This is a genomic window from Kineococcus rugosus, assembly GCF_050871975.1.
GTDB lineage: Bacteria > Actinomycetota > Actinomycetes > Actinomycetales > Kineococcaceae > Kineococcus.
Genome location: NZ_JBJLSJ010000029.1, coordinates 39,310 through 61,694 on the forward strand (window position 1 = coordinate 39,310; position 22,385 = coordinate 61,694).

Genomic DNA, 22,385 nt, shown 5'->3' on the forward strand with positions numbered 1-22,385 from the left:
CCCCGCTCAGGAGGCGGGCGGAGCGCCGTTCACCATCCAGTCCACCCCGAACCGGTCGGTGAGGGCGCCGTACTCGTCGCCCCACACCTGCCGCTCCATCGGGGTGGTGACCTTCCCGCCCTCGGCGAGGCCGTCGAACCAGGCGCGCAGCTGCGTGGCGTCGTCGCTGGTCAGGCAGAGGGCGACGTTGCCGTCGGAGCCCGCCGCCATCCCGGGCATGGCGTCGGAGACCATGAGCGTGAAGCCGGCGGGGGTGTCGAGCTGGCCGTGCATGACGGCGTCGGGGTCGACGCCCTCGCCGCCGCCGAACTCCGCGAAGGTGGAGATGCTCACCTCCCCGCCGAGGACGGACCGGTAGAAGGCGAGCGCCTCGCGGGCGGTGCCGGCGAGGCAGACGTAAGGGCTCAGGGACGGGGCCACGGGGAACCTCCTGGGGACGGGCCGCCCGGCGGGTCCGGGCGCACACCCCCGTGACCGGCGGGCGGGCCGGGAGTCATCGGTGCCGTGTCGCAGGACGTCGGTGACGGTCCCGGCTCACGACGCCGGTGACGCCGCAGCCGTCCCGGTGGTGACGCTCCCCGGCCCCCGGCACCGCCTCCGGGCGCTCCTCGGTCCACCGCGCAGCGCGCACCTCACCCCGGCGCCGGTCGACACGGGCAGGACGAGCGCGCGGCGGTGGAGGGGCACGGCCTGCGCGAGCAGCACCACTGGCGTCGTCAGCAGGCCGCCCGCGCTGCCCCGACGTCACGGTCACGGACGTCGCGGTCATGCCGATGTCCGGGCGCGAGACGAGAGCAGGGCGATCATCCGCCCAAGCCCTCCATCCCCAGCGGCACGGTGTGGTGGTCTCGGGGATGGTCCGTGCAAACACCTGGAAGCACCTCACCCTCCTAGGAGACTCGCCAGGTGATCAGGACTCAGGTGCCGCGACCATGACCAGTCGCAGCGTGAACGGGCCGCAGATCACTGGTCATTCGCCGCTGCGCACCCGGCCCGCACTACGTGCTCGCCTCGCCCTGTCAGCGGTCGTGGCCTTGATCCTGGTGGGCGCTGCTCTCGCGGTGCGCGACGAGCCCGCCGCGGCACCACCGTCTGCCGCCGACGAACTGGCCCAGGGCGTCGCGCAGCGAGTCGTCGACGACGTGCAGGACTACGTCCAGACCGGGCGCATCCCCGGAGAGCTCGATCCGGACGGCGCAGCAGCGACGCCCCTCCGCGTCAACGACATCCAAGACTGGCTGCAGGACCCGCCGGCCACGTACTGGACGGGCCGATCCAGGGAGTCGTGGCGGGTACTCAGCAGCGACGTCCCGACTACTGGTGGGTCGACCCCACCGGCGGAGGCCACCCTCGTCCTGGCCGTCTACCTGCTCTCCCAGGACACCAGCTTCGTCAACAGCTCAGAGTGGGGCCGCACCTGCTTGCAACTGCACGTCGAGCCTGCGGCCTACGTCGTTCAGCAACAGCGGGTGGTGTGCGCTGACGACGTCCCAGAAGAGGGGCTGCCGCACTACTGACTCGAACACCTCGACTTCACGGTCATCCCGCGGTGCGCGGGCGCACGGTCATCCCGCGCTGCGCGCGCAGCGCACGGTCATCCCGCGCTGCGCGCGAAGCGCACGGTCATCCCGCGGTGCGCGGGCGCACGGTCATCCCGCTGACCAGGACGTCGACGATCTCGCGCTCTTGTCGATCCCAGGATGTTCTTCAACGCGGCAACGCATCGACGATCCGCTATTTTGAGGACGTGCCCGTCATCGAGTCCGCTGCTGAGCTGCTGCGCGAGGCGCGCCGTCGCGCCGGACTCACCCAGGCCCAGCTGGGACAGCGCGCCGGAGTGACCCAAAGCGTGATCAGCGCCTACGAGTCCGGGCAGCGTCAGCCCTCCCTACCCACCCTGCTGCACCTGCTGCACGCCAGCGGCCACCAGCTCGACGCTTCGTTGATCGCCGCCGACTCCCCGCCCACCGCTCCGCTGTCCGGACCCCTGGGACAGCGCCTGCACCGGCACCGGCGCAAGGTCAAGACGATCGCCGCGACCCACGGCGTGCAGCACGTGCGCGTCTTCGGCAGCACCGCCCGCGGCAGCGAACGCGCCGACTCCGACGTCGACCTGCTCGTCGACCTCCCGCCCGGAACCGGCCTGTTCGCCCTGGGACGCCTGCGGCGCGAACTCGAAGACCTCCTCGGCGCACCCGTGGACCTGGTCCCCGAGGACGGGCTCAAGCCCGAGGTGCGGGCGAACGTCGAAGCGGACCTGGTGACGTTGTGAGCACCACGAGAACCGGGACGCAGGAGGCGAGGCCCACGTGAGCCGGCACACCCGCCAACGCCTCCTGGACGTGCGGGCGGCCCTGGACGCCATCGACGCCCACACCCGCCTTGGCGACCTGTCCGACGGTCTGGTCTTCGATGCTGTCCGGGTGCGTCTGATCGAGATCGGTGAGGCCGTCAAGGCCGTCCCGGAGGAGGTGCTGGCCGGTGAGCCGGACCTGCCGTGGTCGGAGATCGCCCGCATGCGCGACCACCTCGCCCACCGCTACTTCGACACCACGCACTCCATCGTCGCCGCCACCGTCACCCAGGACCTGCCCGAACTCCGGCGCGCCGTTCACCGCCTGTTGGAGACGATTCAGGACTGACTCGCGAACGCAGGGACATGCCGATGTCCGCCCCTACCGAAGTGTCGGTCCGCCGCGGTAGGAACGGGCATGGGCTACCGCGACACCTTCATCTCCGTGGCCGCGGACTGCCGGGCGAGCACCGGCGAGACACCACCTGAACGCGGCGGCGGGCCCACCGTGGCCGGTCTGCAGCACGCGATGCTCACCGCGCGCCCGGGTCACTACACCCAGGAGGACGTGCTGCTGGCCTCCTCGCCTCGGTTCCGGATCCGCGCAGACGTCGACGCCTCGGAGGACCTGCCCCCTGAGGAGCTGCAGCGGGTGTCCGAGGAGTACTTCACCCAGCCGCGCGCCTGCCTACGCGCCTCTCCGCTGGGCAAGACCCACGGCTGGGGCCTGCACTACGACGACCAGGGCCGCATCACCGCCCACCCCGTGGACTCAGAGGAGTACGCCCGCCTGAGCCGGGATGCCTCCCTGATCCAGCTGAAGGCGATGCGCTCACGACGCGCCAGGTGAACCAGCCCCCACCCCCACCGGCACCTCCACCGCGGCAACGCAGGACAGGACGATCGTGAACCAGCACATCCAGGACCGTCGCCCACCCCGCTGGCTGATCCAGCACATCGCCAACCCCCTGGTACGGCGCCTGGCACCGACCCGGTTCGGCTCCCGGTTGCCGGTGGCGGTGCTGACGGTCACCGGTCGGCGCACCGGTCGGCGCTTCGACGTGCCGGTCGGGGTGCACGAGGTCGCCGGGCAACGGCTGGTGTTCACCGACGCGCCGTGGCGGTCGAACTTCCGTGGCGGGGCGGCGGCAGAGCTGCTCAGTGCGGGGCGGCGCAGCGCAGTGCAGGTGCACCTGGTGGAGACCCCCGCCGAGGTGGGCGCCCTCTTCCGTGCTGCCTTCGCGGCGGGTATCACCCCGGCGCAGATCGCCATGGCCATCCCTGCCGGGCACGACCCCGACGATGAGGAGCTCGCCGCACAACGCAGCGTGCTGGTGCTGGCCTGAGTTCGAAGCGCTGTGGACCTCACGGTCATCCCGCGAGCCTGGACGCCTCAGCTGAGGGCACCTGGGGGTCCTCGCAGCGATGCGCCAGGTGCGACTACGCGAGGGCGGGACCGGTCGGCACCCAGTAGCGCAGCATCGGTCCCCGCTGGTCCTGGAACAGGCCCCCGTTGGCTTCGATCGTCTTGCGCGAGGCGGTGTTGTCCACGTCGCAGGTCACCAACGCGCACTCGATGCCCAGGGCTGCCGCGACCGGCAGCGCAGCGGCGAGGATGGCGGTGGCATGCCCACGCCGGCGGGCGCGTGGAACGACGTAGTAGCCGATGTGCCCACCGAAGTCGCGCAGGAACGGGGTCAGACGGTGCCGGATCTGCACCCGCCCCAGGTATTGATCTCCCTGCACCCACCACAGGTTGGTGGAGGGCACGAACCCGTCCGGGCGCGGTGAGCCGTCACGGGCGTCGTCGATCAGCTCATCCACCCACGCGGTGAAGGCGTCGTCGTCGCGGTCGGCGGCGCCGGCGTAGATGGATTTCTCCTCCCAGCCCGGCTCCGCCGCAGCTGCTCGCAGCGAGGCCGCGACACCGACTCGGGGGTTGGTCAGGTTCGCCACGCCGAGACCCTACGGGCCACTCGGCGGTCACCGGAGCGCCCCGAGGTACGCGCGGCCAAACCGTGGGTGGGCGTCCGACGTGCGGGTCAGCACGCTCCTGGTGGCGGTTCCTCAGGCTGCGGTCTCCAGCTTCGTCCCGCTGTGGTTCCTGCTCCGGTCCTCCTGACCGGACCCGGTCCCAGCTCGACGTACGTGGTCGTTCACCTGCACGCGGTCATGGCGCCGCCCGCGCGCTCGGTGACCTCGCGATTCTGTCGAAGACCCAGCGGTCTCGAGCACCACGATCGGAGCGGGACCCGGCACTGCGTCGAGCACCCCGCCAGCGCACACGCGGGACACTCACCAGGTGCAGCTCACCTCCACCGACGGCGCCGTGTTCGAGCTACGTCCCAGCGGCTACGAGTACCCGGACTTCACCAGTGCCGGCGAACCGGATGCCAACTGGCTCATCGTGCACGGCAGGGTGCGCACCGCCGCCGGGGAGTCGTGGACGTTCGAGGGGCCGGACCTGAGCACGTGGGAGGCGCAGGAGCTGCTGGACTGGCTGCACGCCGCGGCCGAAGGACGCCTCGAGCCGAGCGACGACCCCGGCTCCGACGTGGTGACGAGCACGCTGATGTTCATCGAGCCGAACCTGGCCTTCAGCATCGCCGCGGTGGAGGGTGAGCAGACGGTGCTGCGCGTGCACCTGTCCCTGGAGGCGGTGGCAGGCAAACCCGGGTGGACGACGGATTCCAGGCCCCGCATCTACGGGTACTGCATCCCGTTGCGGGTCGACCGGGTCCAGCTGCTCACGGCGGCGCAGCAGTGGAACAGCGACATCGCACCGTTCCCGGCTCGCTGAGACAGGGAACCGCCGTCGTGAGGGGAAGTCCCCGGGCGCCGGCTGGCCCATGGCGCTCGTCCCGCTGCGCGCGGTCACGGCGCGATGGGGGTCGCTCTCGTGACCGGCCTCACAGGGCCAGGTGCAGCCGCAAGGCATCGTCGAGAGCGTCCAACGCCTCGAACGTCAACCGCCCCAACGCCGGCCCCAACCGGTCCACCGACACGGCGCGAACCTGCTCGGCCTGGGCCTTGGAGTCGACGTGCAGTCCGGTGGCCTGAGCGGGGAGCAAGACCTGGAAGGGAAACACCCTGGCGATGTTGCTGGTCACCGGGACCACGGTGACCACACCCCGTCCGAGGCGTTCGGCGACCGCGTTGGCCCGGTCGTTGCTGACCACGATCGCGGGCCGGCGCTCGTTCGCCCCACCGCCCTGAACGGGGTCGAAGTCGACGAGGCGGACTTCTCCGCGGCGCATCAGCGCAGCCCGTCAGCGGTGGCGCCTTCCCACACCTCACGGTCCCCGGAGTCGTCCCACTCCTGCCAGGCGGCGGCGTAGTCCTGTTCCAGCTGCTGGTGGGTCAGCGCCCGGATGGCCCGCTGGACCGCCGCCGATCGGGACGGCAGACCGGCCGCGCGGACGTGCTCGTCGAGGGCGGCGACGTCGGCCTCGGAGAGGCTGATGCTGAGCTTCACGCGCCGATGCTACCCGAGTAGCACTACTGGTACTACCGTCCGGTCGTCCCGCCCTCCGGGCCCCGTGGCGGTCAGGGCGCCGATCACGCGGCACTGCTACCTGCACGGGTGGATGAGCACGTGCGGCAGGTTGAGGAGGTGCTGAGCGGATCGTCCGCTGCGCGGCTCTCGATCACCGCCTCGGTGCTGGCCCTGGTGTGCGCGGCCTGCTTCCCGTGGGCTCATCGGAGGGGACCGCTCGAGCCTCCGGTCGTCGGTGCCGCAGCGTTCGCCCTCGGTCTGAGCGCCGCGTCCCCGGGGGCTGCAGCCCGCTCGGTCCCCCTCGTCGTGGCGGGGGTCCTCGGGACCTCGCTGCTGCCGGTGGTGCGGGTGATCGCCACCCTCGCCGGAGAACCGTGACCTCGCGCTCACGGCGCCCTGCGGGCGACGTCGCGGTCGTGGCGCGTCGTGCGCGCGGTCGTGGGCGGCACCTGCTCGGCTCTGCGACGGCCGGGGACCCCCCGGGCGAGGTCCCCGGTGATTGCCTGCCGGGGGAAGTTCTGGGAAGGTCGCTGGGTCAGCAGCGCCGTGATGCGCTCCCGCGTGCCCGCGCGGTGGGTCAGCGGCCCGGCCGCGCTGCCGGCACGTCACGAGCGCGGGGGGTGGCTGGGTGCGGGGGCACGCGCACGACGACGACGCCGATGCCGTCGCCCAGCTCCTGGACCTGGCCCGGGACATCTTCGGCACGCCCGTCGCCGCGTTGACGCGCCCCACCGTGACCACTCCCCACCACGTCGAGCAGACGAGCAGCGCCCTGGACCCGCACTCCACGGTCCGGCTGCTGGCCGGCACCGACCTGGCCGCGGCGGCGCTCACGGTGGACGTGGTGCGGCCCGACGGGGTGGCCGACGGCCGGCTCGTGGGGGTCGGGGACCCGCCGCACCGGCCGCGGCTGGACCCCCGCCAGCTGGAGGCCCTGCACGTCGTCGCGGCGCTGGTCGCGGGGGTCCTGCACCACCGGGAGCGCCGGCGCGCCGAGCGGGACGACCGGCTGGCCTCCCTGGACGCCCTGGTCGCCGGGACGGGCCGCACGACCGTCGTGCAGCCCATCGTGGACCTGCGCTCGGGGCGCGTGGTGGGGGCGGAGGCGCTGAGCCGGTTCGCGAGCGCCTCCGGTGTCGCCCGCCGGCCCGAGCAGGTGTTCAGCGACGCCCGGTCCTCCGGGATCGGGGTGCGGCTGGAGCAGGCGGCGATCACCTCGGCGCTGCGGATGCTGCCGACGCTGCCGCCGGGGGCCTACCTCAGCGTGAACGCGTCGGCGGAGGCGCTGCTGGACGACCGGACGCACGAGCTGCTGCTGTCGGCCGTCCCCGACCGGCTCGTCGTGGAGATCACCGAGCACGACCCGGTCGCCGACTACGGCGCCCTGACCGAGGCCACGTCGCGGCTGCGCGGGCACGGGGTGCGGGTGGCCGTCGACGACGCGGGGGCGGGTTTCGCGAGCCTGCAGCACGTCCTGCACCTGACCCCGGACATCGTGAAGCTGGACATCGCGTTCGTGCGGGGCATCGACGCCGACCCGGCGCGGCGCGCGGTGGCCCGGGCCCTGGTGGGGTTCGCCTCCGAGCTGGGTTCGACGATGGTCGCCGAGGGCGTGGAGCGGCAGGACGAGCTGGCCGTCCTGACCGACCTGGGGGTCGACTGCGGCCAGGGGTACCTGCTGGGCCGGCCGACCCCCGACCCGCGCTGGGGTGCGGGGCCGGACGACACGACCGCGATCCTGCTGCGCTGAGGCGGGCGCGGGCGCCGGGTGCCCGGGCCGCGCGTAGGCGGGGCCGTGCCCGTCGACGGCGGCCAGGACGGCGCAGCGCAGCGCGGCGCGGCCGGTGAGGGCGGCGGTGAGCTCGCGGGCCCGGGCCGCGGCGGCGCGCCGGGCCGCCCAGCCGAACCCGGCCAGCGGCAGGCCCCGGCCGCTCTCGGTGAGGACGGCGAGGACGACGGCGTCGGCGGCGGTGGCGGCCTCGCGGGGCCCGGCGAGGGCGGCGCGGAGGCGGTCGCGGGCGCTGTCGCGGAGCGCGGCGCCGACGGTGGTGAGGGTCCAGCCGCCGCGGCCGGTCCAGAACCCGGCGCGGCGCGGCCGGACGGCGCCGGCGGCGGTGAGCCGGGCCAGGACGGCGGGGACGAGCTGCTCGGCGAGCCGTTCGACGGCGGTGACGGCGGGCAGCCCCGTCCCGGCGGGCCCGCCCACGACGGCGGCGGCGCGGCGCAGCAGCGGGTCGGCGGGACCGGGGCCGGTGGGCCGCACGGTGCGGCGGTAGGGCAGCACGCCGGACGGTTCGAGGTGGAGGTGGCCGCCGTGGAGCAGTTCCAGCAGCAGGGCACCGCCGGCGGCCGCGGCCAGGACGTCGGGCGCCGGGGTGCGGCGGCCGCCGTCCAGCAGCAGCAGCACGGCGTCCTCGGTGGTGGTCACCCCGTCAGGGTGGCGCGGCGGGCGGTGGCGGCGGGAGCGCCTTCCGGCTCGGGCCGGGTCGCCGTTCGGGGGACCGGACGCGAGAACCCCCCGTCCGGTCGGACGAGGGGTTCCCGGTCTGGCGGTCAGAACGTGGTGATGCTCAGGCCGCCCTTGCCGTAGCGGCTCACCTCGACCGCGAGGTCGAGGCGGCTGCCCGTGCGGGTCGCCCAGTCCACCACGTCCGGGCGCAGGACCTCGCCCGGGACGTAGGAGGCGTACAGCTTCAGGTGCGCCGCCCCCTCCACGTTGAACAGCGACGCCATGATGTTGAGGACCTCGCGGGCGTTGACCGCGAGGTTCTCCGGCAGGTCGCGGTCCTCGATGGCGGCCTCGCTGGCCCCGGGGGGCAGCAGGCCGATCGCGGCGCCGGCGTGCGCGGCGAGCGCGAAGTCGAAGACCACGACGGCCTTGGACTTCAGGTGGTCGTCCACGTACAGCCCGACGAGCGAGCCGGGGGCGCCGCCGACGCCGACGGCCGGGCCGTCCTTGAGCTCGACGTCGCGGTTGAGCAGGTCGGACAGGAGGTTGCGGATGGCGAGGTTGGACGGCAACGGGTTGACGTCGAACCTCACCTCGCCCTGCGCGACGGAGGTCTCCGTCGCACCCGACCCGGCGTCGCCGCCGAGGACGGGCGCGAGCGCGGCCGCGAACGCCTCGGGCGTGAACGGCTTGGCGATGAGGAACAGGGCGCCGGCCGCGGCGGCCTTCTCCCGCATCTCCTCCGAGCCCTCCGACGTCACGAACCCGAACGGCACGTCGAGGCCCGAACCGCGCAGGTTCTGCAGCATCTCGTACCCGGTGGCCTCGGGCATGTTCCAGTCGGACAGGACGATGTCCGGGTTCTCCTTGCGGACGGCGTCGAAGCCTTCCTTGCCGTTCTCGGCCTGGACGACCTCGACCCAGTCGTACCCGGCCTGGCGCAGCGTGCGGATGACGATCTGCCGCATGACGCGGCTGTCGTCGACCACGAGGGCCTTCACGACGTCACCCCTGCCCGGTCTCGTTGCCGCCGGACAGCCACACCTCGAACGTCATCCACTGCCCCTGCCAGTTGGCGTCCAGGCGCGCCGCGAGGCGGTCGGAGGCGCCGTGCAGCGGCTTGGCGGTGGACACGACGGGCAGCCCGAGCGAGCCGGCGTCGGGGACGAGGGCCTTGATGTTGCCGCCGACGATGTTGGCGACCTCACCGAGGGAGTCGTAGACGTCCTCGTCCTCCAGCTCGCCGTCCTCCTGCAGGAGGGCGGCGGCCAGCGGGGCGGCGAGCGGGCGCTCGACGCTGACGGTGACGATGCCCGGCTTGGCGCCGGAGATCGTCACCGACGCGCAGAGGATGTCGCCCTCGATGTCGTGCTGCTCGAAGGACGGGAGCAGGAACTCGGTGTGGGCGAAGTAGGACGACCACATCGCGTCGACGATCTGCCCGAGGGCCTCGTCCTCGACGTAGTCGGTGGGTTCGTCGTAGTACTCCTCGACCAGTTCGGTCATGCCTGGGCCCCCTCCGGGAGCAGGCCGAGGAGGGAGAGCTTCTCCTCGAGCGATTCCACGGTGAACGGCTTGATGAGGTACTCGTGGGCCCCGGCGGCGAGGGCGCGGACGATCTGCCCGTGCTCGGCCTCCGTGGTGACCATCATCAGCGTCAGCGCGCGGTAGTCGCGGTTGGCCCGGACCTGCGTGACGAAGGTGAGCCCGTCCATCACGGGCATGTTCCAGTCGACCGTGGCGAGGTCGGGCAGCGGGCCCGCCTCGAGGACCTTCAGCGCCTCGGCGCCGTCGGCCGCCTCCACCGTCTCGTACCCCAGCTTGCGCAGTGCACCGGCGATGATCTTCCGCATGGCGCGGGAGTCGTCGACAACAAGAGCCCTCATGCCTGACCTCCGTTCTTGGGACGGTGGACCGAAACCCGTCCGATGAGTTCCCGGTCCCAGTTCTCGTCGACGCCGAGCGTCGTTTCTGCACCCCCGAGGAACATGTACCCCCCGGGCTTGAGCACCTTTCGGACCCGGGACAGGATGTCCCGCTTGGTCTCCAGGTCGAAGTAGATCAGCACGTTCCGCAGGAACACCACGTCGAACTGGCCGAGCGCGGCGTACGAACTGGTGAGGTTCAGCTGCTGGAAGCGCACCATCTTCTTGAGGTTGTCGTTCACCTGCCACTGGGTCCCGACCCGCGTGAAGTGCCGGACCAGCAGGGGCGCCGGCAGGCCGCGGTTCATCTCCAGCTGCGAGTAACGACCCGACTTGGCCTTCTCCAGCACCTCGTTCGACAGGTCCGTGCCGATGATCTCGGCACGCCACCCCTCGGCGATCAGACTGTCCTGCAGGCTGATCGCGAGACTGTAGGCCTCCTGGCCGGTGGACGCCGCCGCCGACCAGACGCGCAGCGAGCGCGTCGCGGACCGGGCCTGCTTCAGGGCGGGCAGCACCGAGGTGGAGAACGCCTGGAAGGGTGCGCCGTCACGGAACCAGGAGGTCTCGTTGGTCGTCAGCGCTTCGACGATGGCGGTCTGCGCACGGCGGTCGGGACGCAACCGGATGCCGTCGACGTAGGCCGAGACGTCGCTCGCGCCCGCTGCGCGTGCCAGGGGCACGAGCCGGGACTCGACGAGGTACTCCTTGCCCTTCTCGAGGACGATCGCACTTTCCTTGCGCACGAGGGTGCAGACCCAGTCGAAGGCCGTGGGTGTGAGTGCCATGTCACCACCTGCCTTGGGAGGGACGGGCCGCGGGGGCGGCCGGACGGAACGCCGGCGGACGGGCCGGCGTGCTGGTGCTGGAGCGGCTGCTCGCGGTGCTGGGGGTCCCCGCGGTGGTGGCGGGGGTGGTGCGGGGGGCCGGGCCGGGGAGCGCGGTGCGCGCCGCCGGCCCGAGCCGGCGCTGGATCGCGTCGGCGATGGAACCCAGGGGCAGGACCTCGTCGGCGATGCCCTCGCGGGCCACCGCGCCGGGCATGCCCCAGACCACCGAGGTGGCCTCGTCCTGGGCGAGGACCTGACCGCCGGCGGCCGCGACCGCCTTGCAGCCGAGCTTCCCGTCCGACCCCATGCCGGTCAGGATGACGGCGAGGAGCTCACCGCCGAAGGCGGCGACCGCGGACCGGAGCATGACGTCCACGGCGGGTCTGCAGAAGTTCTCGGCAGGTCCCTGGTTCAACTTGATCACCATCTGCGGGCCGCGCCGGGTGACCTCCATGTGGAAGTCGCCGGGGGCCACGTAGACGGTCCCGGGCGTGACGACGTCGCCGTCGGAGGCCTCGACCACGGTCAGCGCGCTGGCCTTGTCGAGGCGCTGGGCGTAGAGCCGGGTGAACACCGGCGGCATGTGCTGGGTGACCAGCACGGGGACGCCGAGGTTCGCGGGCAGCTTGGCCAGGACGGCGGACAGGGCCTCGGGGCCACCGGTGGAGGACCCCACGACGAGGGCGCGGGGGGCCTTGGCGCCGGTGGCGCGCTCGCGCGTCGGCACCGGGGTCGCGGGCCGGGCGGGGGCCGTGGCGACCGGGGCGGGGGCCGCGGCGAGCAGCCCGGGGACCAGCGCCTTGATCTTGGGGATGAGCTGCTGGCGCACCGACTCCATGGACTCGTTGACGCTGCCGACGTTGGCCGGCTTCGTGACGTAGTCGGAGGCGCCGGAGGACAGGGCCTCCAGGGTGGCGGTGGCGCCGCGCTCGGTGAGCGTGGAGAACATGATGACCGGCAGCCGCCGGTCGATCTTGCGGATCTCCTTGATGGTCTCGAGGCCGTCCATGACGGGCATCTCGATGTCCAGGGTCACCGCGTCGGGCTTGAGCTGGGCGATCTTCTCCAGGGCGATCTTGCCGTTGGCCGCCGTCCCGACGACCTCGATGTCGGGATCGGACGCGAGGACGTCGGTCACGATCCGACGGACGACGACGGAGTCGTCCACCGTGAGGACCTTGATGGGGCCCACGTCGCACCTGACCTTCCTTGCCGCCGGCGCGGGGTTCCGGCGCCGTGGGGACCGCTCCGGATCGAGCGGCTCCCTATCCATCGGCGCCTGGCCCGCAACCTTGAACGACACGCGGATGTGATGACCGGGACGTACACAGCTACTCTGCGTCGCCGACCGTGACGCGTCGAGCGGGGTCGCGTCGCGCGCGACGATGGCCCCGTGCCACACCGCCCCACCCCCTCCGGGACGCCCACCCGGCCGGCCCCCGAGTCGGCCCCCGCATCGGCCCCCGCATCGGCCCCGCGCGCCGGCCGCGCCCGGGAGGTCGCCGGCCACCGGCACGACCTCGTGGAGCGCTGAGCCCGGTGCGCCTGTCCGCCCGGCTGGCCGACTACGCCTGGCTCGTCCGCGCCCAGCTGCGGCCCGGCCGCCCCGACTGGTCCGGCGGCACCGGGGCCCCCGTGCTGCTCGTCCCCGGCATCTGGGAGACCTGGCACGTGCTGCGCGACCTCGGCGACGCGCTGCACCGCGCCGGGCACCCCGTGCACGTCGTGCCCGGCCTCGGCTTCAACTCCGCCGACCTCGACGTGTCCGCCGGCGTGCTGCGCGACCGCCTGCTCGCGCTGGACCTGCGCGGTGCCGTCCTCGTGGGGCACTCCAAGGGCGGGCTCATCGCCAAGCAGGCGATGGCGCTGCCGGACGCCGCCGACCGCGTCGCCGGGCTCGTCGCCGTCGCCACCCCGTTCGCCGGGTCCCGGTACGCCACGTGGTTCCCGGCCCGCCCCGTGCGGCGGCTGTCCCCGCGCGACCCCGCGATCCGGCGGCTGGCCGCGCAGACGTCGTCGCACGCCCGCACCGTCGCGCTGCGGCCCCGGTACGACCCGCACGTGCCCCGGGAGGCCGGGGCCGCGCCGCTGGCCGGGGCGGTCGAGGTCGAGCTGCCCCTGGAGGGGCACTTCCGCCCCCTGGGCGACGCGGGCCTGCACCAGGCCGTCGTCCAGGCCGTGCGGGGCCTGGCCGGCTGATCGGTCAGCAGGGGGCGTTGCCGTGCCCGTTGCCGCTCCCCTGGCCGTTGCCGCTGCAGTTGCCGACGCGCGTGGGGGTGGGCGTGGGGGTCGGGGTGGGCGTGCGCGTCGCGGTGGGCGTCGCGGTGGGCCTGACCGTCGCGGTGGGCGTCGCGGTCGGAGAGGCGGTGGGCCGGGCCGTCGCGGTGGCCGTCGCGGTCGGGATGGTCGGGGTGGTCGGGGTGGTCGGGGTGGTGGTGGTCGTCGGCGCGCCGGTCGGGGGGCTCGTCGTCGAGGACGGGCCGGACGGGACCGCGGTCGGGGTGGTGCTGGGCGCTGCCGTGGGCGCTGCCGTGGGCGCTGTCGTGGGCGCTGTCGTGGGCGCTGCCGTGGGGGCAACGGTGGGGGTTCCCGTGGGGGTCCCCGTGGGGGTCGCCGTCCGGCTCGGCGTCGGGCTCGGGGTGGAGCGCGCCGTCGGGGTCGCGGCCGCGGTCGTGCGGGACGAGGTGTGCGACGAGGTGCGCGGCGCACGGGCACCGTCCCCCCGCGGGGAACCGGTCGGGGCGGCGACGGGAGCGACCACCGGGGCGGTGACCGGGGCGGCGGGCGTGGCGACCGTCGGCCCGACGGGCACGACCACGGTCGCGGTGGGGGTCGCGGTGGCGGTCGCGGTGGCGGTCGCCTCCGGGAGGGGCGCGACCGGGGTGCGGACGGGGGCGGGGGACGAGGTCGCCGGGGCCGCGGCGGCGACCCGCGCGGCGGCGGGCGCCGGGGCCGCCACGGCGGTCAGGCCCGCACCGACCCCGACGGTCGCCGACAGCACCGCCGCCAGCACCTGCCCGCCGGCCGTCTGCGCGGCGGTCGAGACGGTCGACAGCGCCTGCGCCGGGACGGACCCGACCCCCGGCAGCGCGGCCAGCAGCGTCGCCGGGCCCGCGACGAGCCGCAACCGGCCGATGCCGACCGACAGGAAGGCGCGGACCACGTCCGGGTCGAACTGCGACCCCGCGCACCGGGTGATCTCGGCGCGGGCCTGCTCGGCCGACATCGGCTTCTTGTACGCGCGCGCCGACGTGATGACGTCGTAGGTGTCGGCGACCGCGATGATCCGCGCGGCGAGCGAGACGTCCGCGCCGGCCAGGCCGCGGGGGTAGCCGCCGCCGTCCCAGCGCTCGTGGTGCTGCTCGACGCCGTCGAGCCAGGACCCCAGCCAGGGGCGCAGCGGCCCGACGAGGCGGCCGCCGTGGCAGGGGTGCTGCTGGAGCAGGGCCCACTCCTCCTCGGAGGGGCGGCCGTTCTTGTTGATGACGTCCACGGGGACGTGGACCTTGCCGACGTCGTGCAGGAGGGCGGCCCAGCTGAGCCGGTCGACGTCCTCGTCGGGCAGCCCCAGCTCGCGGCCGATGAGCGCCGCGTACGCCTGGACGCGCTCGCCGTGGGCGCGGGTGCGGTCGTCGTGCGCGGCGAGGTTCCCGACCAGGGCCAGCAGCCGCTGCGCGGACCCCCCGTCGGTGCCCCCCTCGGTACCCCCGCCGGTGCCCCCCTCGGTGTCCGCGCCGGTGCCGTGACCCGGCTCCAGGACGGTGGGCGACCAGGTGCGGCGGGCGACCTCGAACCGGCTGGGGACCCGGTCGGGCAGCACCAGGCTGAGGCGGAGCAGCGCGGCCAGCGGCACGAGCCGGCGCAACCGGCGGGAGAGGACGAGCAGCAGCACCGACGACAGCGCCACGACGAGGACCAGCCACACCGCCGGCGGCAGGCCGACCCGGGACGGGGGCAGCCAGTGCGCGGCCGCGGTCCCGGCGCCGAGGGCGAACAGGACGGGCCCGCCGGAGGCCCCGGCCCGCACGAGGGCGGCCAGGACCGGCCGGGGGCGCCACGTCGTCGCGCCCTCGGCGTAGTTCTGCGTCGGTCCGCTCGCCACGGACAGGCGGTCGACCGGTGGGGGGCGCCGGTTGAGGGAACCGGTACCGGGTTCACCCGACCGGCGGGTGGAACGGCCCGGGTGGGCGCGGCGCGGGGGGCAGGAAGACGACGGTGAGCCTGCCGTGCGGGCCGGGCGCGACGTGGGCGCGGACGCCGTAGACGTCGTGGACGAGCTCCGGCGTGAGCACCTCCTCCGGGGTGCCGGCCGCGACGACCGACCCGGCCCGCAGGACCACGACGACGTCGCAGTACGCCGCGGCGAGGTTCAGGTCGTGCAGCGCGACGACGCTGGTCACCGGCAGCGCCGCGACCAGCGCCAGCAGCTCGACCTGGTGCCGCACGTCGAGGTGGTTGGTGGGTTCGTCCAGCAGCAGCTCGCGCGGTTCCTGCGCGAGCGCCCGGGCGATGTGGGCGCGCTGGCGTTCCCCACCGGACAGCGTGTGCCAGGAGTCGTCGGCCCTCGCGCCGAGGTCGACCAGCGCGATGGCCTCCTCCACGACGGACTCGTCGCGGGGGCCGGGCCCGCCGAAGGGCCGCCGGTGCGGGGTGCGGCCGAGCCGGACGATGTCGCGGACGGTGAGGTCGACGTCGGTCTCGGCGTGCTGGGTGACGGTCGCGACCCGCCGCGCCACCTCGCGGCGCGGGGTGCGGTGCAGGTCGCGGCCGTCGAGCAGGACCGACCCCGACGAGGGGGACGCCGCCCCGTGCAGGACCCGCAGCAGCGAGGACTTGCCGGACCCGTTGGGGCCGAGCAGGCCGACGGTCTGCCCCGGTGCGGGTTCGAGGGTGACGCCGTCCAGGACGAGCCGGGACCCGCGGCGCCAGCGGACGTCGCGGGCGTGCAGGCTCACGGGACCCTCCGGCGGCGCACGAGCAGGACGACGAACACGGGCACCCCGACCAGGGCGGTCCCGACGCCCACGGGCAGCGGCGTCGGGGCGAACGCGACCCGGGACAGCGCGTCGATCCAGACCATCGACAGGGCGCCGAGCACGATCGTGGCCGGCACGGTGCGGGTGTGCCCGGGCCCGACGACGAGCCGCGCGACGTGCGGCAGCACCAGGCCCACGAACCCGACGGTCCCGGCGACGCTGACCAGCGTCGCGGTCACCAGGGCCGTCAGCAGCAGCAGGACCGCCCGGACCCGCGCGACCGGGACGCCCAGGGAGGCGGCGACCTCCTCGCCGAACGCGAAGGCGTCCAGCCGGCGGGCGTGGGCCAGGACCACGACCGCGCCGACGGCGACGACGGAGGCGGTGAGCACGACGTCGGGCCAGCGGATGCCCTCCAGCGACCCCAGCAGCCAGAACATGACGCCGCGGGTCTCGTCGGCGTCGGCGAACGCGAACACCACCAGGGAGGTGAGGGCGGAGAACAGGTGGGTGGCGGCGACCCCGGCCAGCAGCGTGCCGGTGGACCCCGACCGCGTCAGCCGGGACAGCACGAGGGTGAAGGCGAACGCGACGACGGCGCCGGCGAACGCCCCCGCCGACAGGCCCAGGCCGGTGCCCAGGCCGAGGATGGCGACGGCGACCGCCCCGGTGGAGGCCCCCGAGGAGATCCCCAGGACGAACGGGTCGGCCAGCGGGTTGCGCAGCAGCGACTGCATGACCAGCCCGCACAGGCCCAGGCCGGCGCCGCAGGCCGCGGCGACCAGGGAGCGCGGGACCCGGTCCTGCCAGACGATGGCGTCCTCGGAGACGCGGACGGGGACGTCGGTGATCCCGAGGTGGTTCAGCAGGACGTCGCGGACGTTGACGAGGGACACGTCGGCGGCGCCGAGGGTCGCGGCGGCCGCGACGGACAGCAGCAGCGCCGCGACGGCCAGGACGTGGAACGCGACGACGCCGCCGCGCCGGCGGGGGGCCGGGACCGCCGCGGCCGCGGGCCGGGTGGCGGGGGCCGGCCGAGAGGCCGCCTCAGAGGTCACGGCCGTGCTCCAGCCACCAGGCGCGCACCTTCTCCAGGCCGTCGACGTAGCGGATGGAGGGGTTCATCTCCGCCCCGCGCAGCGGGATCCACCGCTCGGCGCGGGCGGCGGTGAGGGTGCCGGCGACGGGGTCGGTGCGCAGGAAGCCCTGCTTGTCGGCGAGCCGGTCGCCGGGGAAGCGGTCGCGGTGCAGGTCGCCGAGCACGAGGACGTCGGGGTCGGCGGCCACGACGGCCTCCCAGGTCAGGGCGGGCCAGTCCTCGTCCTCGTCGGGGAACGCGCTCTCGGCGCCGACGGTGCGGGCCAGCAGCGCGGCCGCGCCGCGACCGCCGGCGACGTAGGGGGCGTCGAGGGCGGCGAACCAGAACATCACGGTGCGCCCGCTCAGGTCGACGCCCTCGACGGCGGCCGTGGCGCGCCGGGTCAGCTCGGCGATGAGGTCCTCGCCGCGCTGGGTGACGTCGAAGATGCGGGCCAGTTCGCGGATCTCGGTGTGCAGGGCGTCGATCGTCAGGGGGGTGGTGCGGCGGAAGCTGCCGCCGTTGACGTTGGTGCCGTCGTCGAGGTCGGTGGGCGACAGGTAGGTGCCGACGCCCGTCTCGGCCAGCCGCTCGCGGGTGGCGACGCCGCCCTGCTCCTCGTAGTGCCGGCCGAAGGAGGCGGTGACGAAGTCGGGGTCGGCGCCCATGAGGACCTCGTAGCTGGGGGCGTTGTCGGCCAGCCGCGGCACGGACGCGTTGGCCTGCGCGACGGACTCCAGGACCGGGTCGGTCCAGGACGCGGTGCCGACGATCCGGTCGGCCAGGCCGAGGGACAGCAGGATCTCGGTGGAGTTCTGGTCCAGGGAGACGACGCGCTGCGGCGGCGCCTCGACCCGCACCTCGTGGCCGCCGTTGTCGAGGACGACCGGGTACTGCGTGCCGCCCTCCCCGACCGTCGCGGTGCTCTCCGGTTCCACGGCTTCGGAGGCCCCGCACCCGGCGAGGGCGAGCGCGGCGACCCCGCCGAGGGGGGCCAGGGCACGGCGGGACACGACGATCATCACAGCTCCAGGGGGTTTTCGGGCGAGGACCCGGCTCCCGGTGAGGTTAGCCTACACAAAGGCGCACCTCGTCCCGCATCCCCCTCCCCCGGCGGCCGGGGACGCGGGGTCCTCGGCCGCCGGGGCCCGGGGGCCGGGTGGTCAGCGCCGGCGGCGCAGGACGACCGCCAGGGCGGCCAGCCCCAGGGCCAGCCCGCCCCCGGCCAGCGCGCGGGCCAGCGGGTCCGACCCGTCCGCCGACCCGTCCGCCGACGTCTGCGGGGAGGTCCCCGCGGAGTCCTCCGCGCTCGTCTCGCCGTGGGCGCCGTGGGCGCCGTGGGCGCCGGCGCCGTCCGCGGCCGCCGTCGTGGTGAACTCCGGCGCGGGGTGCTCCGGTTCGGCGGCGCCCTCGGCGGCGACGTCGGCCCAGTCCGCGACCTCGCCGTCGGCGTACGTCTGCACCGTCGGCAGGGTGATCCGGGTCCCCGCCGCCGGCAGCGGGCCGACGTTCGCCTCGAACTCCTCGAACTGCCCGACGCCGATGCCCGCGGTCCCGGGGTCGGCCGTCCAGGTGATCGTCAGCGGGGCCCGGGTGAGGGTCACCCCGTCGGCCTCGACCGGGGCGGGCAGCTCCCCCTCGGTGACGGTGGCGGTCCAGCCCGCGACGGGCCGGGTCGCGACGTAGCTGAACGGGTGGTCGGTCGGCAGGGTCACCCGCACCGACGTCGTGGCGGCCGCGTCGGACTCGTTCGGGACGCGGAACGTCACGACGCTGTAGCCGCCGGCGGCGGTGGCGTCGGGGACGGCGTGCACGTGCGCCGAGGCCGGGGCGGCGGCCAGGAGCGCTGCGCCGCAGGCGGTCGCGGTGACCGCGAGGACGCGTCGGGGCGTGCGGGAGGGCAGGGTGGAACGCTTCACGGTGTTTCTCCGGGTGTCTGTCGTCAGGACGTGGTGGCGAGGGCGGGGACCCTCGGCGGACCACGCCGCCGGACCCGGCGCACCACGACCCAGCGCGGCCGGGGGCGTTCCTGCGCCCGGGCGCGCGGGCGCGGCCCGGGGACGGGGACCGCCGCCGCGCGCGCCACCCGGGCCAGGGGGCGCAGCCACGCCCACAACGACCACAGCAGGCCCTCGGCGTGCAGCAGCGCGAGCAGCGCCAGCCCCGTCGCGAGGACGTGCGCGCACGTCATGGGCAGCGACGGGACCGCGGGCAGCACGACCCGCCCCAGCGGGACGAGCGTCTGGTGGTGCCCGGTCGACACGACGGCGTACGAGGGCCCGGAGCACGTCTCGAACAGGGCGTGCAGCGCGAACTGCCCCCCGCCGAGCAGCACGGTCAGGACCGGCCACGTCAGGCGCCGGCCGGCCGGCAGCAGGCACAGGGCGACCAGCAGGACCGCGACCGCGCCGAGCAGGAACGGGCCGGGCAGGGCACCGCCGGCGCTCGCGTGCGACCCGGCGGCCAGGCCCAGCACGGTGGCGGCGACGCCCCCGGCGCGCAGCAGCCGCAGCGCCCCGACCGCGGGACCGGCGGCGCCGGTCGTCGGGAGCACGGTCTGCACCCCGTCACGGTACCGGCGGCGCACCGGCCTCCCGGGACGAGCCGGAACGGGTGGTCGTCAGGCGGGACCGAACGCCGCTTCCCACGGGCGCAGCAGGACCGCGCGGGCGTCGGAGCTGAGGAGGTCGGCGACGACCTCGGCGTGCACGACCCCGCTGACGACGTTCCACAGCCCGTTCGCGCCGTCGGCGGCGTCGAGGCCACCGGCCCGGAAGGCGCGCACGGCCAGCAGCTGGGCGACGGCCGCGGTGCGGACCCGGTCGGACAGGTGCACGGCCCACGACGCGTCGTGCACGGCGCCGGCCCACTCCCCCGCCGACGGGCGGCTGGTCGCGGACACCGCGCGCAGGCAGGCGCGGTCGGTGCCGTCGAGGCGGCGCAGGGTGTCCAGGACGCGCGCGACACCGGCCTGCTCCGGACCCAGGCCCGTGGGCTGCTCGGCCAGCGGGGCCAGGTCGCGGGCGGCCTGCAGGTACGGGTGGGCCAGGACGCGGCGGACGTGGTCGGGCAGCCGGTCGCCCAGGTACGCCGAGACGGCCGCGTCGGCCAGGACGTCCGCGGCGCGGGCGGAGTCCTCGGTGCGCAGCCGCGGGCCACCGGCCAGGGGCTCGGTCCACGTCCAGTCCAGGACGTCGTGCCCGACGAGGCGGACGAGGGCGTCGGCGTCGGCGATGGTGCTGGTCTGCAGGACCCGCACGACCCCGGCCTCGACGCGGGCCCCGGACACCTCGTCGGTGAAGTCGTCGTGGGCCAGGCCGTTGGCGACCTGGTGCAGCACGTCGGTGATCTGCGGCAGGTTGTCGGTCGCGGTCCGCACCGCCGCCCACGCGGCGGTCCGCACGGCCGGGTCGTGCCGGGCGGCGAGGACCTCGATCTCGCGGGGACCGCAGTCGAGGGCGCGCAGCAGCACCTCGGCGGCGGAGTCGCCGCTGGGCAGGCGGACGAGGTCGAAACCCAGGACGGGAGAGCTCACCAGGGAGTAGTGCACGGTCGTCGCCTCCAGGCCGGGGACACCTCCACCCGGTCCGGCGGAGTCGTCCCACCTTGACACTGCGTGAGCGCCCAGACCAGGCGGAGTCCTCCGTCCGGCCGCACCGCGGTGGTGGGGGCGCTTCGGCCCGGTCACCGCCCGCGACGGCCTGCACCCGTCCGGGGGACGTGGCGGCCCCGCGGCCGTAACGTCGAGTCGTGGTGGAGCCGGAGGAGGACGCGCGCGGGGACCGGACCGGGGACGACCCGGTGGACGACCCGGTGGACGGTCGCGGGGACGTGAGCGAGGACGACGCGACGGCTCCCGGCGGGTGGGCCTCGTGGCTGCTGGTCGCCGCGTGCGTCGCGCCGCCGCTGCTGCTGGCCGAGGCGGCGCGGCGGGTGCTGGGCGGGGACCAGGACGGCGACTACTTCGGCTGGTACGCGGCGACCTCCTTCGACGGCGCCGGCACCTCCCCCACCGAGGCCCCGCTGGGCGAGCGGTTCCGCGTCCTGTGGGTCGTCCTGGGGCTGCCCGGCCCGCTGTGGTCGGTCGTGGTGGGCGGTCTGCTGCTCGCCGTCGTGGTGCTGGCCGGCCGGCCGGCCGCGCTGGTGCCGGGCCGGTGGGGGCGGCGGGTCGCCGCGGCGGCGTCGTGGCTGTCGGCCGCGGGGTCCCTCGCCGCGCTGCTGGGGGTGCTGGCCGCCTACTCCGCGCCGGCGCAGGACCGGCAGGGGCGGCTGCCGGCGATCTTCGGCGGCGGTCTGCCGGACGACGCGCCCACCCTGGCCGCGGCGGCGGCGGTGCTGGTCCCGGCGGTCCTGGTGCCCGCCCTCACCGGTGCGGTGCTGTGGCGGGACGGGCCGGTCGCCCGGGACCCCGCGCCCGCCGCAGCCGAGGGGCCGGCCGCCGAACCCACCGGGAAGACCCCCGCGGAACCCTCCGCCGAACCCTTCGCGGAGACGGTGCGCGAGAGGCCGGGCGGGACGTCGGAGGAGGTACCCGTCGTCGCCGAGACCGACCGGCACCTCTACCGCCGCCCCGGCTGACACCGGGGAACGCCGTGCTGCGTCGTGGGGCGACCGTGACGTCGACGACGCCGACCAGTCGGCCCCCGAGCGCCGCAGCGGCGACCCGGCCGGTGCACGGACGGCGCCACGACCGCGGCCTCGCCCGCAGGGCGCCGTGACCGCGAGGCCGTGCCGCCACGGCCCACGGTGCCTGCTCTCGGGATCCGCAGGAGCGTGAGGTCTTCTCCTGGCAGGCCCGTCCCTGCCAGTCTCGGCGTGTGGATCAGCTGGACGCCTTCGGCCGCGGAGTCCAGCTCGGCGTCCTCTGGGGAGCGCTGCTGGGTGCGGTGGCCGCCGGCGCGTGGAGCGGGTGGACGGTGCGCGGGGAGGACGCCCGGGCGATCGCGGTGGTGTTCGTCGTGCTGGGTGCCTTCGCCGGGTCAACCGTTGGGGCGCTGTGCGGCACGCTCACCGCCGTGGTCCACCAGGTCGCACAGCGGTTCGAGGCGGCTGGGGCGTGGTGGGTCAGTGCTGCGGCAGCGCTGATCACCGGCCTGATCACCGTCGGCGGCTTCGGCTTGTGGCCGCTGCTCTTCCAGGACGCGGTGCCGCGGGGGCTGCAGGTGGGCTGGGTCCTGGTGTGCGCCGTCGTGGCGGCCTGGCAGGTCCGCCGGGTGCAGCGGCACCCACTGGCTGGGTCGTCAGCACCTCGTGGCGCGGGACGACCACGCTGACCTCGTCACCCCTCGCGTCGACGACGCTGAGGACCTTCCGCGGATCGACGGGTCCGGACGGTCGA

26 protein-coding genes and 2 pseudogenes are annotated in these 22,385 nt (G+C 75.1%); 11 read left to right on the forward strand and 17 right to left on the reverse strand.

Annotation, left to right across the window (positions count from 1 at the left end):
- Positions 1–6: 6 nt before the first annotated feature.
- On the reverse strand, positions 7–420 hold the full coding sequence (locus ACRYM6_RS16435; RefSeq protein ID WP_432543963.1) for a VOC family protein: 414 nt from the start codon (positions 418–420) through the stop codon (positions 7–9).
- Between the two features lie 512 nt (positions 421–932).
- Between ACRYM6_RS16435 and ACRYM6_RS16440 the strand changes: the two genes are divergently transcribed.
- From ACRYM6_RS16440 to ACRYM6_RS16460, 5 genes are all read left to right on the forward strand, one after another.
- Entirely contained in the window at positions 933–1,517 is a 585-nt protein-coding gene (locus ACRYM6_RS16440; RefSeq protein ID WP_432543964.1) for a hypothetical protein, read from the forward strand.
- Positions 1,518–1,747: 230 nt separating this feature from the next.
- Positions 1,748–2,272 carry a nucleotidyltransferase domain-containing protein gene (locus ACRYM6_RS16445; protein WP_432543965.1) on the forward strand — a complete coding sequence of 175 codons (525 nt, stop codon included), beginning with the start codon at positions 1,748–1,750 and terminating at the stop codon, positions 2,270–2,272.
- Between the two features lie 37 nt (positions 2,273–2,309).
- Positions 2,310–2,642, forward strand: a complete 333-nt coding sequence (locus tag ACRYM6_RS16450; protein WP_432543966.1) for a HepT-like ribonuclease domain-containing protein — start codon at positions 2,310–2,312, stop codon at positions 2,640–2,642.
- Positions 2,643–2,711: 69 nt separating this feature from the next.
- Complete coding sequence (locus ACRYM6_RS16455) at positions 2,712–3,143, forward strand: DUF6157 family protein (RefSeq protein ID WP_432543967.1); 432 nt, start codon at positions 2,712–2,714, stop codon at positions 3,141–3,143.
- Positions 3,144–3,198: 55 nt separating this feature from the next.
- Complete coding sequence (locus ACRYM6_RS16460) at positions 3,199–3,639, forward strand: grhN (protein WP_432543968.1); 441 nt, start codon at positions 3,199–3,201, stop codon at positions 3,637–3,639.
- Positions 3,640–3,733: 94 nt separating this feature from the next.
- Here ACRYM6_RS16460 and ACRYM6_RS16465 read toward each other — a convergent pair whose 3' ends face one another.
- Positions 3,734–4,249 carry a GNAT family N-acetyltransferase gene (locus tag ACRYM6_RS16465; RefSeq protein ID WP_432543969.1) on the reverse strand — a complete coding sequence of 172 codons (516 nt, stop codon included), beginning with the start codon at positions 4,247–4,249 and terminating at the stop codon, positions 3,734–3,736.
- A 346-nt stretch (positions 4,250–4,595) separates the two neighbouring features.
- Between ACRYM6_RS16465 and ACRYM6_RS16470 the strand changes: the two genes are divergently transcribed.
- Entirely contained in the window at positions 4,596–5,093 is a 498-nt protein-coding gene (locus ACRYM6_RS16470) for a WapI family immunity protein (protein WP_432543970.1), read from the forward strand.
- 109 nt (positions 5,094–5,202) lie between these two features.
- On the opposite strand, the gene ACRYM6_RS16475 is transcribed toward ACRYM6_RS16470, so the two are convergent.
- Together ACRYM6_RS16475 and ACRYM6_RS16480 are read right to left on the reverse strand one after the other, a co-directional pair.
- Positions 5,203–5,550, reverse strand: a complete 348-nt coding sequence (locus ACRYM6_RS16475) for a type II toxin-antitoxin system PemK/MazF family toxin (protein ID WP_432543971.1) — start codon at positions 5,548–5,550, stop codon at positions 5,203–5,205.
- Positions 5,550–5,768, reverse strand: coding sequence for a ribbon-helix-helix domain-containing protein (locus tag ACRYM6_RS16480; protein WP_432543972.1), 219 nt, complete (start codon positions 5,766–5,768; stop codon positions 5,550–5,552). Before ACRYM6_RS16480 ends, ACRYM6_RS16475 begins: the two co-directional genes overlap by 1 nt.
- A gap of 120 nt (positions 5,769–5,888) precedes the next feature.
- On the opposite strand from ACRYM6_RS16480, the gene ACRYM6_RS16485 reads away from it, so the two are divergent.
- Together ACRYM6_RS16485 and ACRYM6_RS16490 are read left to right on the forward strand one after the other, a co-directional pair.
- The gene (locus ACRYM6_RS16485) at positions 5,889–6,167 is read left to right on the forward strand and encodes a hypothetical protein (RefSeq protein WP_432543973.1); all 279 of its coding nucleotides are present in this window, start codon (positions 5,889–5,891) and stop codon (positions 6,165–6,167) included.
- 250 nt (positions 6,168–6,417) lie between these two features.
- Positions 6,418–7,539: an EAL domain-containing protein gene (locus tag ACRYM6_RS16490; RefSeq protein WP_432543974.1), complete on the forward strand. Its 1,122-nt coding sequence runs from the start codon at positions 6,418–6,420 to the stop codon at positions 7,537–7,539.
- Positions 7,540–7,665: 126 nt separating this feature from the next.
- Here the strand turns inward: ACRYM6_RS16490 and ACRYM6_RS16495 are convergent.
- The 6 genes and pseudogenes from ACRYM6_RS16495 to ACRYM6_RS16520 form a co-directional block, all read right to left on the reverse strand.
- Positions 7,666–8,217: pseudogene (locus ACRYM6_RS16495) on the reverse strand (GPP34 family phosphoprotein); the annotation flags it as partial.
- Between the two features lie 665 nt (positions 8,218–8,882).
- Positions 8,883–9,239, reverse strand: a pseudogene (locus ACRYM6_RS16500) (response regulator); the annotation flags it as partial.
- A gap of 4 nt (positions 9,240–9,243) precedes the next feature.
- Positions 9,244–9,744, reverse strand: coding sequence for a chemotaxis protein CheX (locus tag ACRYM6_RS16505; protein WP_432543975.1), 501 nt, complete (start codon positions 9,742–9,744; stop codon positions 9,244–9,246).
- Positions 9,741–10,124, reverse strand: coding sequence for a response regulator (locus tag ACRYM6_RS16510; RefSeq protein ID WP_432510825.1), 384 nt, complete (start codon positions 10,122–10,124; stop codon positions 9,741–9,743). The genes ACRYM6_RS16505 and ACRYM6_RS16510 overlap by 4 nt, the downstream gene beginning before the upstream one ends.
- A complete protein-coding gene (locus ACRYM6_RS16515; protein WP_432543976.1) occupies positions 10,121–10,951 on the reverse strand; it encodes a CheR family methyltransferase in 831 nt (276 codons plus the stop codon). Before ACRYM6_RS16515 ends, ACRYM6_RS16510 begins: the two co-directional genes overlap by 4 nt.
- Before the next feature lies 1 nt (position 10,952).
- Positions 10,953–12,185, reverse strand: a complete 1,233-nt coding sequence (locus ACRYM6_RS16520; protein ID WP_432543977.1) for a protein-glutamate methylesterase/protein-glutamine glutaminase — start codon at positions 12,183–12,185, stop codon at positions 10,953–10,955.
- 347 nt (positions 12,186–12,532) lie between these two features.
- Between ACRYM6_RS16520 and ACRYM6_RS16525 the strand changes: the two genes are divergently transcribed.
- Positions 12,533–13,192, forward strand: coding sequence for an esterase/lipase family protein (locus ACRYM6_RS16525; protein ID WP_432543978.1), 660 nt, complete (start codon positions 12,533–12,535; stop codon positions 13,190–13,192).
- Between the two features lie 4 nt (positions 13,193–13,196).
- On the opposite strand, the gene ACRYM6_RS16530 is transcribed toward ACRYM6_RS16525, so the two are convergent.
- From ACRYM6_RS16530 to ACRYM6_RS16560, 7 genes are all read right to left on the reverse strand, one after another.
- Positions 13,197–15,095 carry an HD-GYP domain-containing protein gene (locus ACRYM6_RS16530; protein ID WP_432543979.1) on the reverse strand — a complete coding sequence of 633 codons (1,899 nt, stop codon included), beginning with the start codon at positions 15,093–15,095 and terminating at the stop codon, positions 13,197–13,199.
- Positions 15,096–15,147: 52 nt separating this feature from the next.
- Positions 15,148–15,948: an ABC transporter ATP-binding protein gene (locus tag ACRYM6_RS16535; RefSeq protein WP_432543980.1), complete on the reverse strand. Its 801-nt coding sequence runs from the start codon at positions 15,946–15,948 to the stop codon at positions 15,148–15,150.
- Positions 15,945–17,027, reverse strand: a complete 1,083-nt coding sequence (locus ACRYM6_RS16540; RefSeq protein ID WP_432543981.1) for a FecCD family ABC transporter permease — start codon at positions 17,025–17,027, stop codon at positions 15,945–15,947. Before ACRYM6_RS16540 ends, ACRYM6_RS16535 begins: the two co-directional genes overlap by 4 nt.
- On the reverse strand, positions 17,017–18,069 hold the full coding sequence (locus tag ACRYM6_RS16545) for an ABC transporter substrate-binding protein (RefSeq protein ID WP_432543982.1): 1,053 nt from the start codon (positions 18,067–18,069) through the stop codon (positions 17,017–17,019). The genes ACRYM6_RS16540 and ACRYM6_RS16545 overlap by 11 nt, the downstream gene beginning before the upstream one ends.
- 141 nt (positions 18,070–18,210) lie before the next feature.
- The gene (locus ACRYM6_RS16550; RefSeq protein ID WP_432543983.1) at positions 18,211–18,966 is read right to left on the reverse strand and encodes a YcnI family protein; all 756 of its coding nucleotides are present in this window, start codon (positions 18,964–18,966) and stop codon (positions 18,211–18,213) included.
- Between the two features lie 23 nt (positions 18,967–18,989).
- Complete coding sequence (locus ACRYM6_RS16555) at positions 18,990–19,610, reverse strand: hypothetical protein (protein WP_432543984.1); 621 nt, start codon at positions 19,608–19,610, stop codon at positions 18,990–18,992.
- Between the two features lie 57 nt (positions 19,611–19,667).
- Positions 19,668–20,582: a hypothetical protein gene (locus ACRYM6_RS16560; protein WP_432543985.1), complete on the reverse strand. Its 915-nt coding sequence runs from the start codon at positions 20,580–20,582 to the stop codon at positions 19,668–19,670.
- Between the two features lie 215 nt (positions 20,583–20,797).
- Between ACRYM6_RS16560 and ACRYM6_RS16565 the strand changes: the two genes are divergently transcribed.
- On the forward strand, positions 20,798–21,625 hold the full coding sequence (locus ACRYM6_RS16565) for a hypothetical protein (protein WP_432543986.1): 828 nt from the start codon (positions 20,798–20,800) through the stop codon (positions 21,623–21,625).
- Positions 21,626–21,864: 239 nt separating this feature from the next.
- Positions 21,865–22,320: a hypothetical protein gene (locus ACRYM6_RS16570; protein ID WP_432543987.1), complete on the forward strand. Its 456-nt coding sequence runs from the start codon at positions 21,865–21,867 to the stop codon at positions 22,318–22,320.
- The last annotated feature ends 65 nt before the right edge of the window (positions 22,321–22,385 follow it).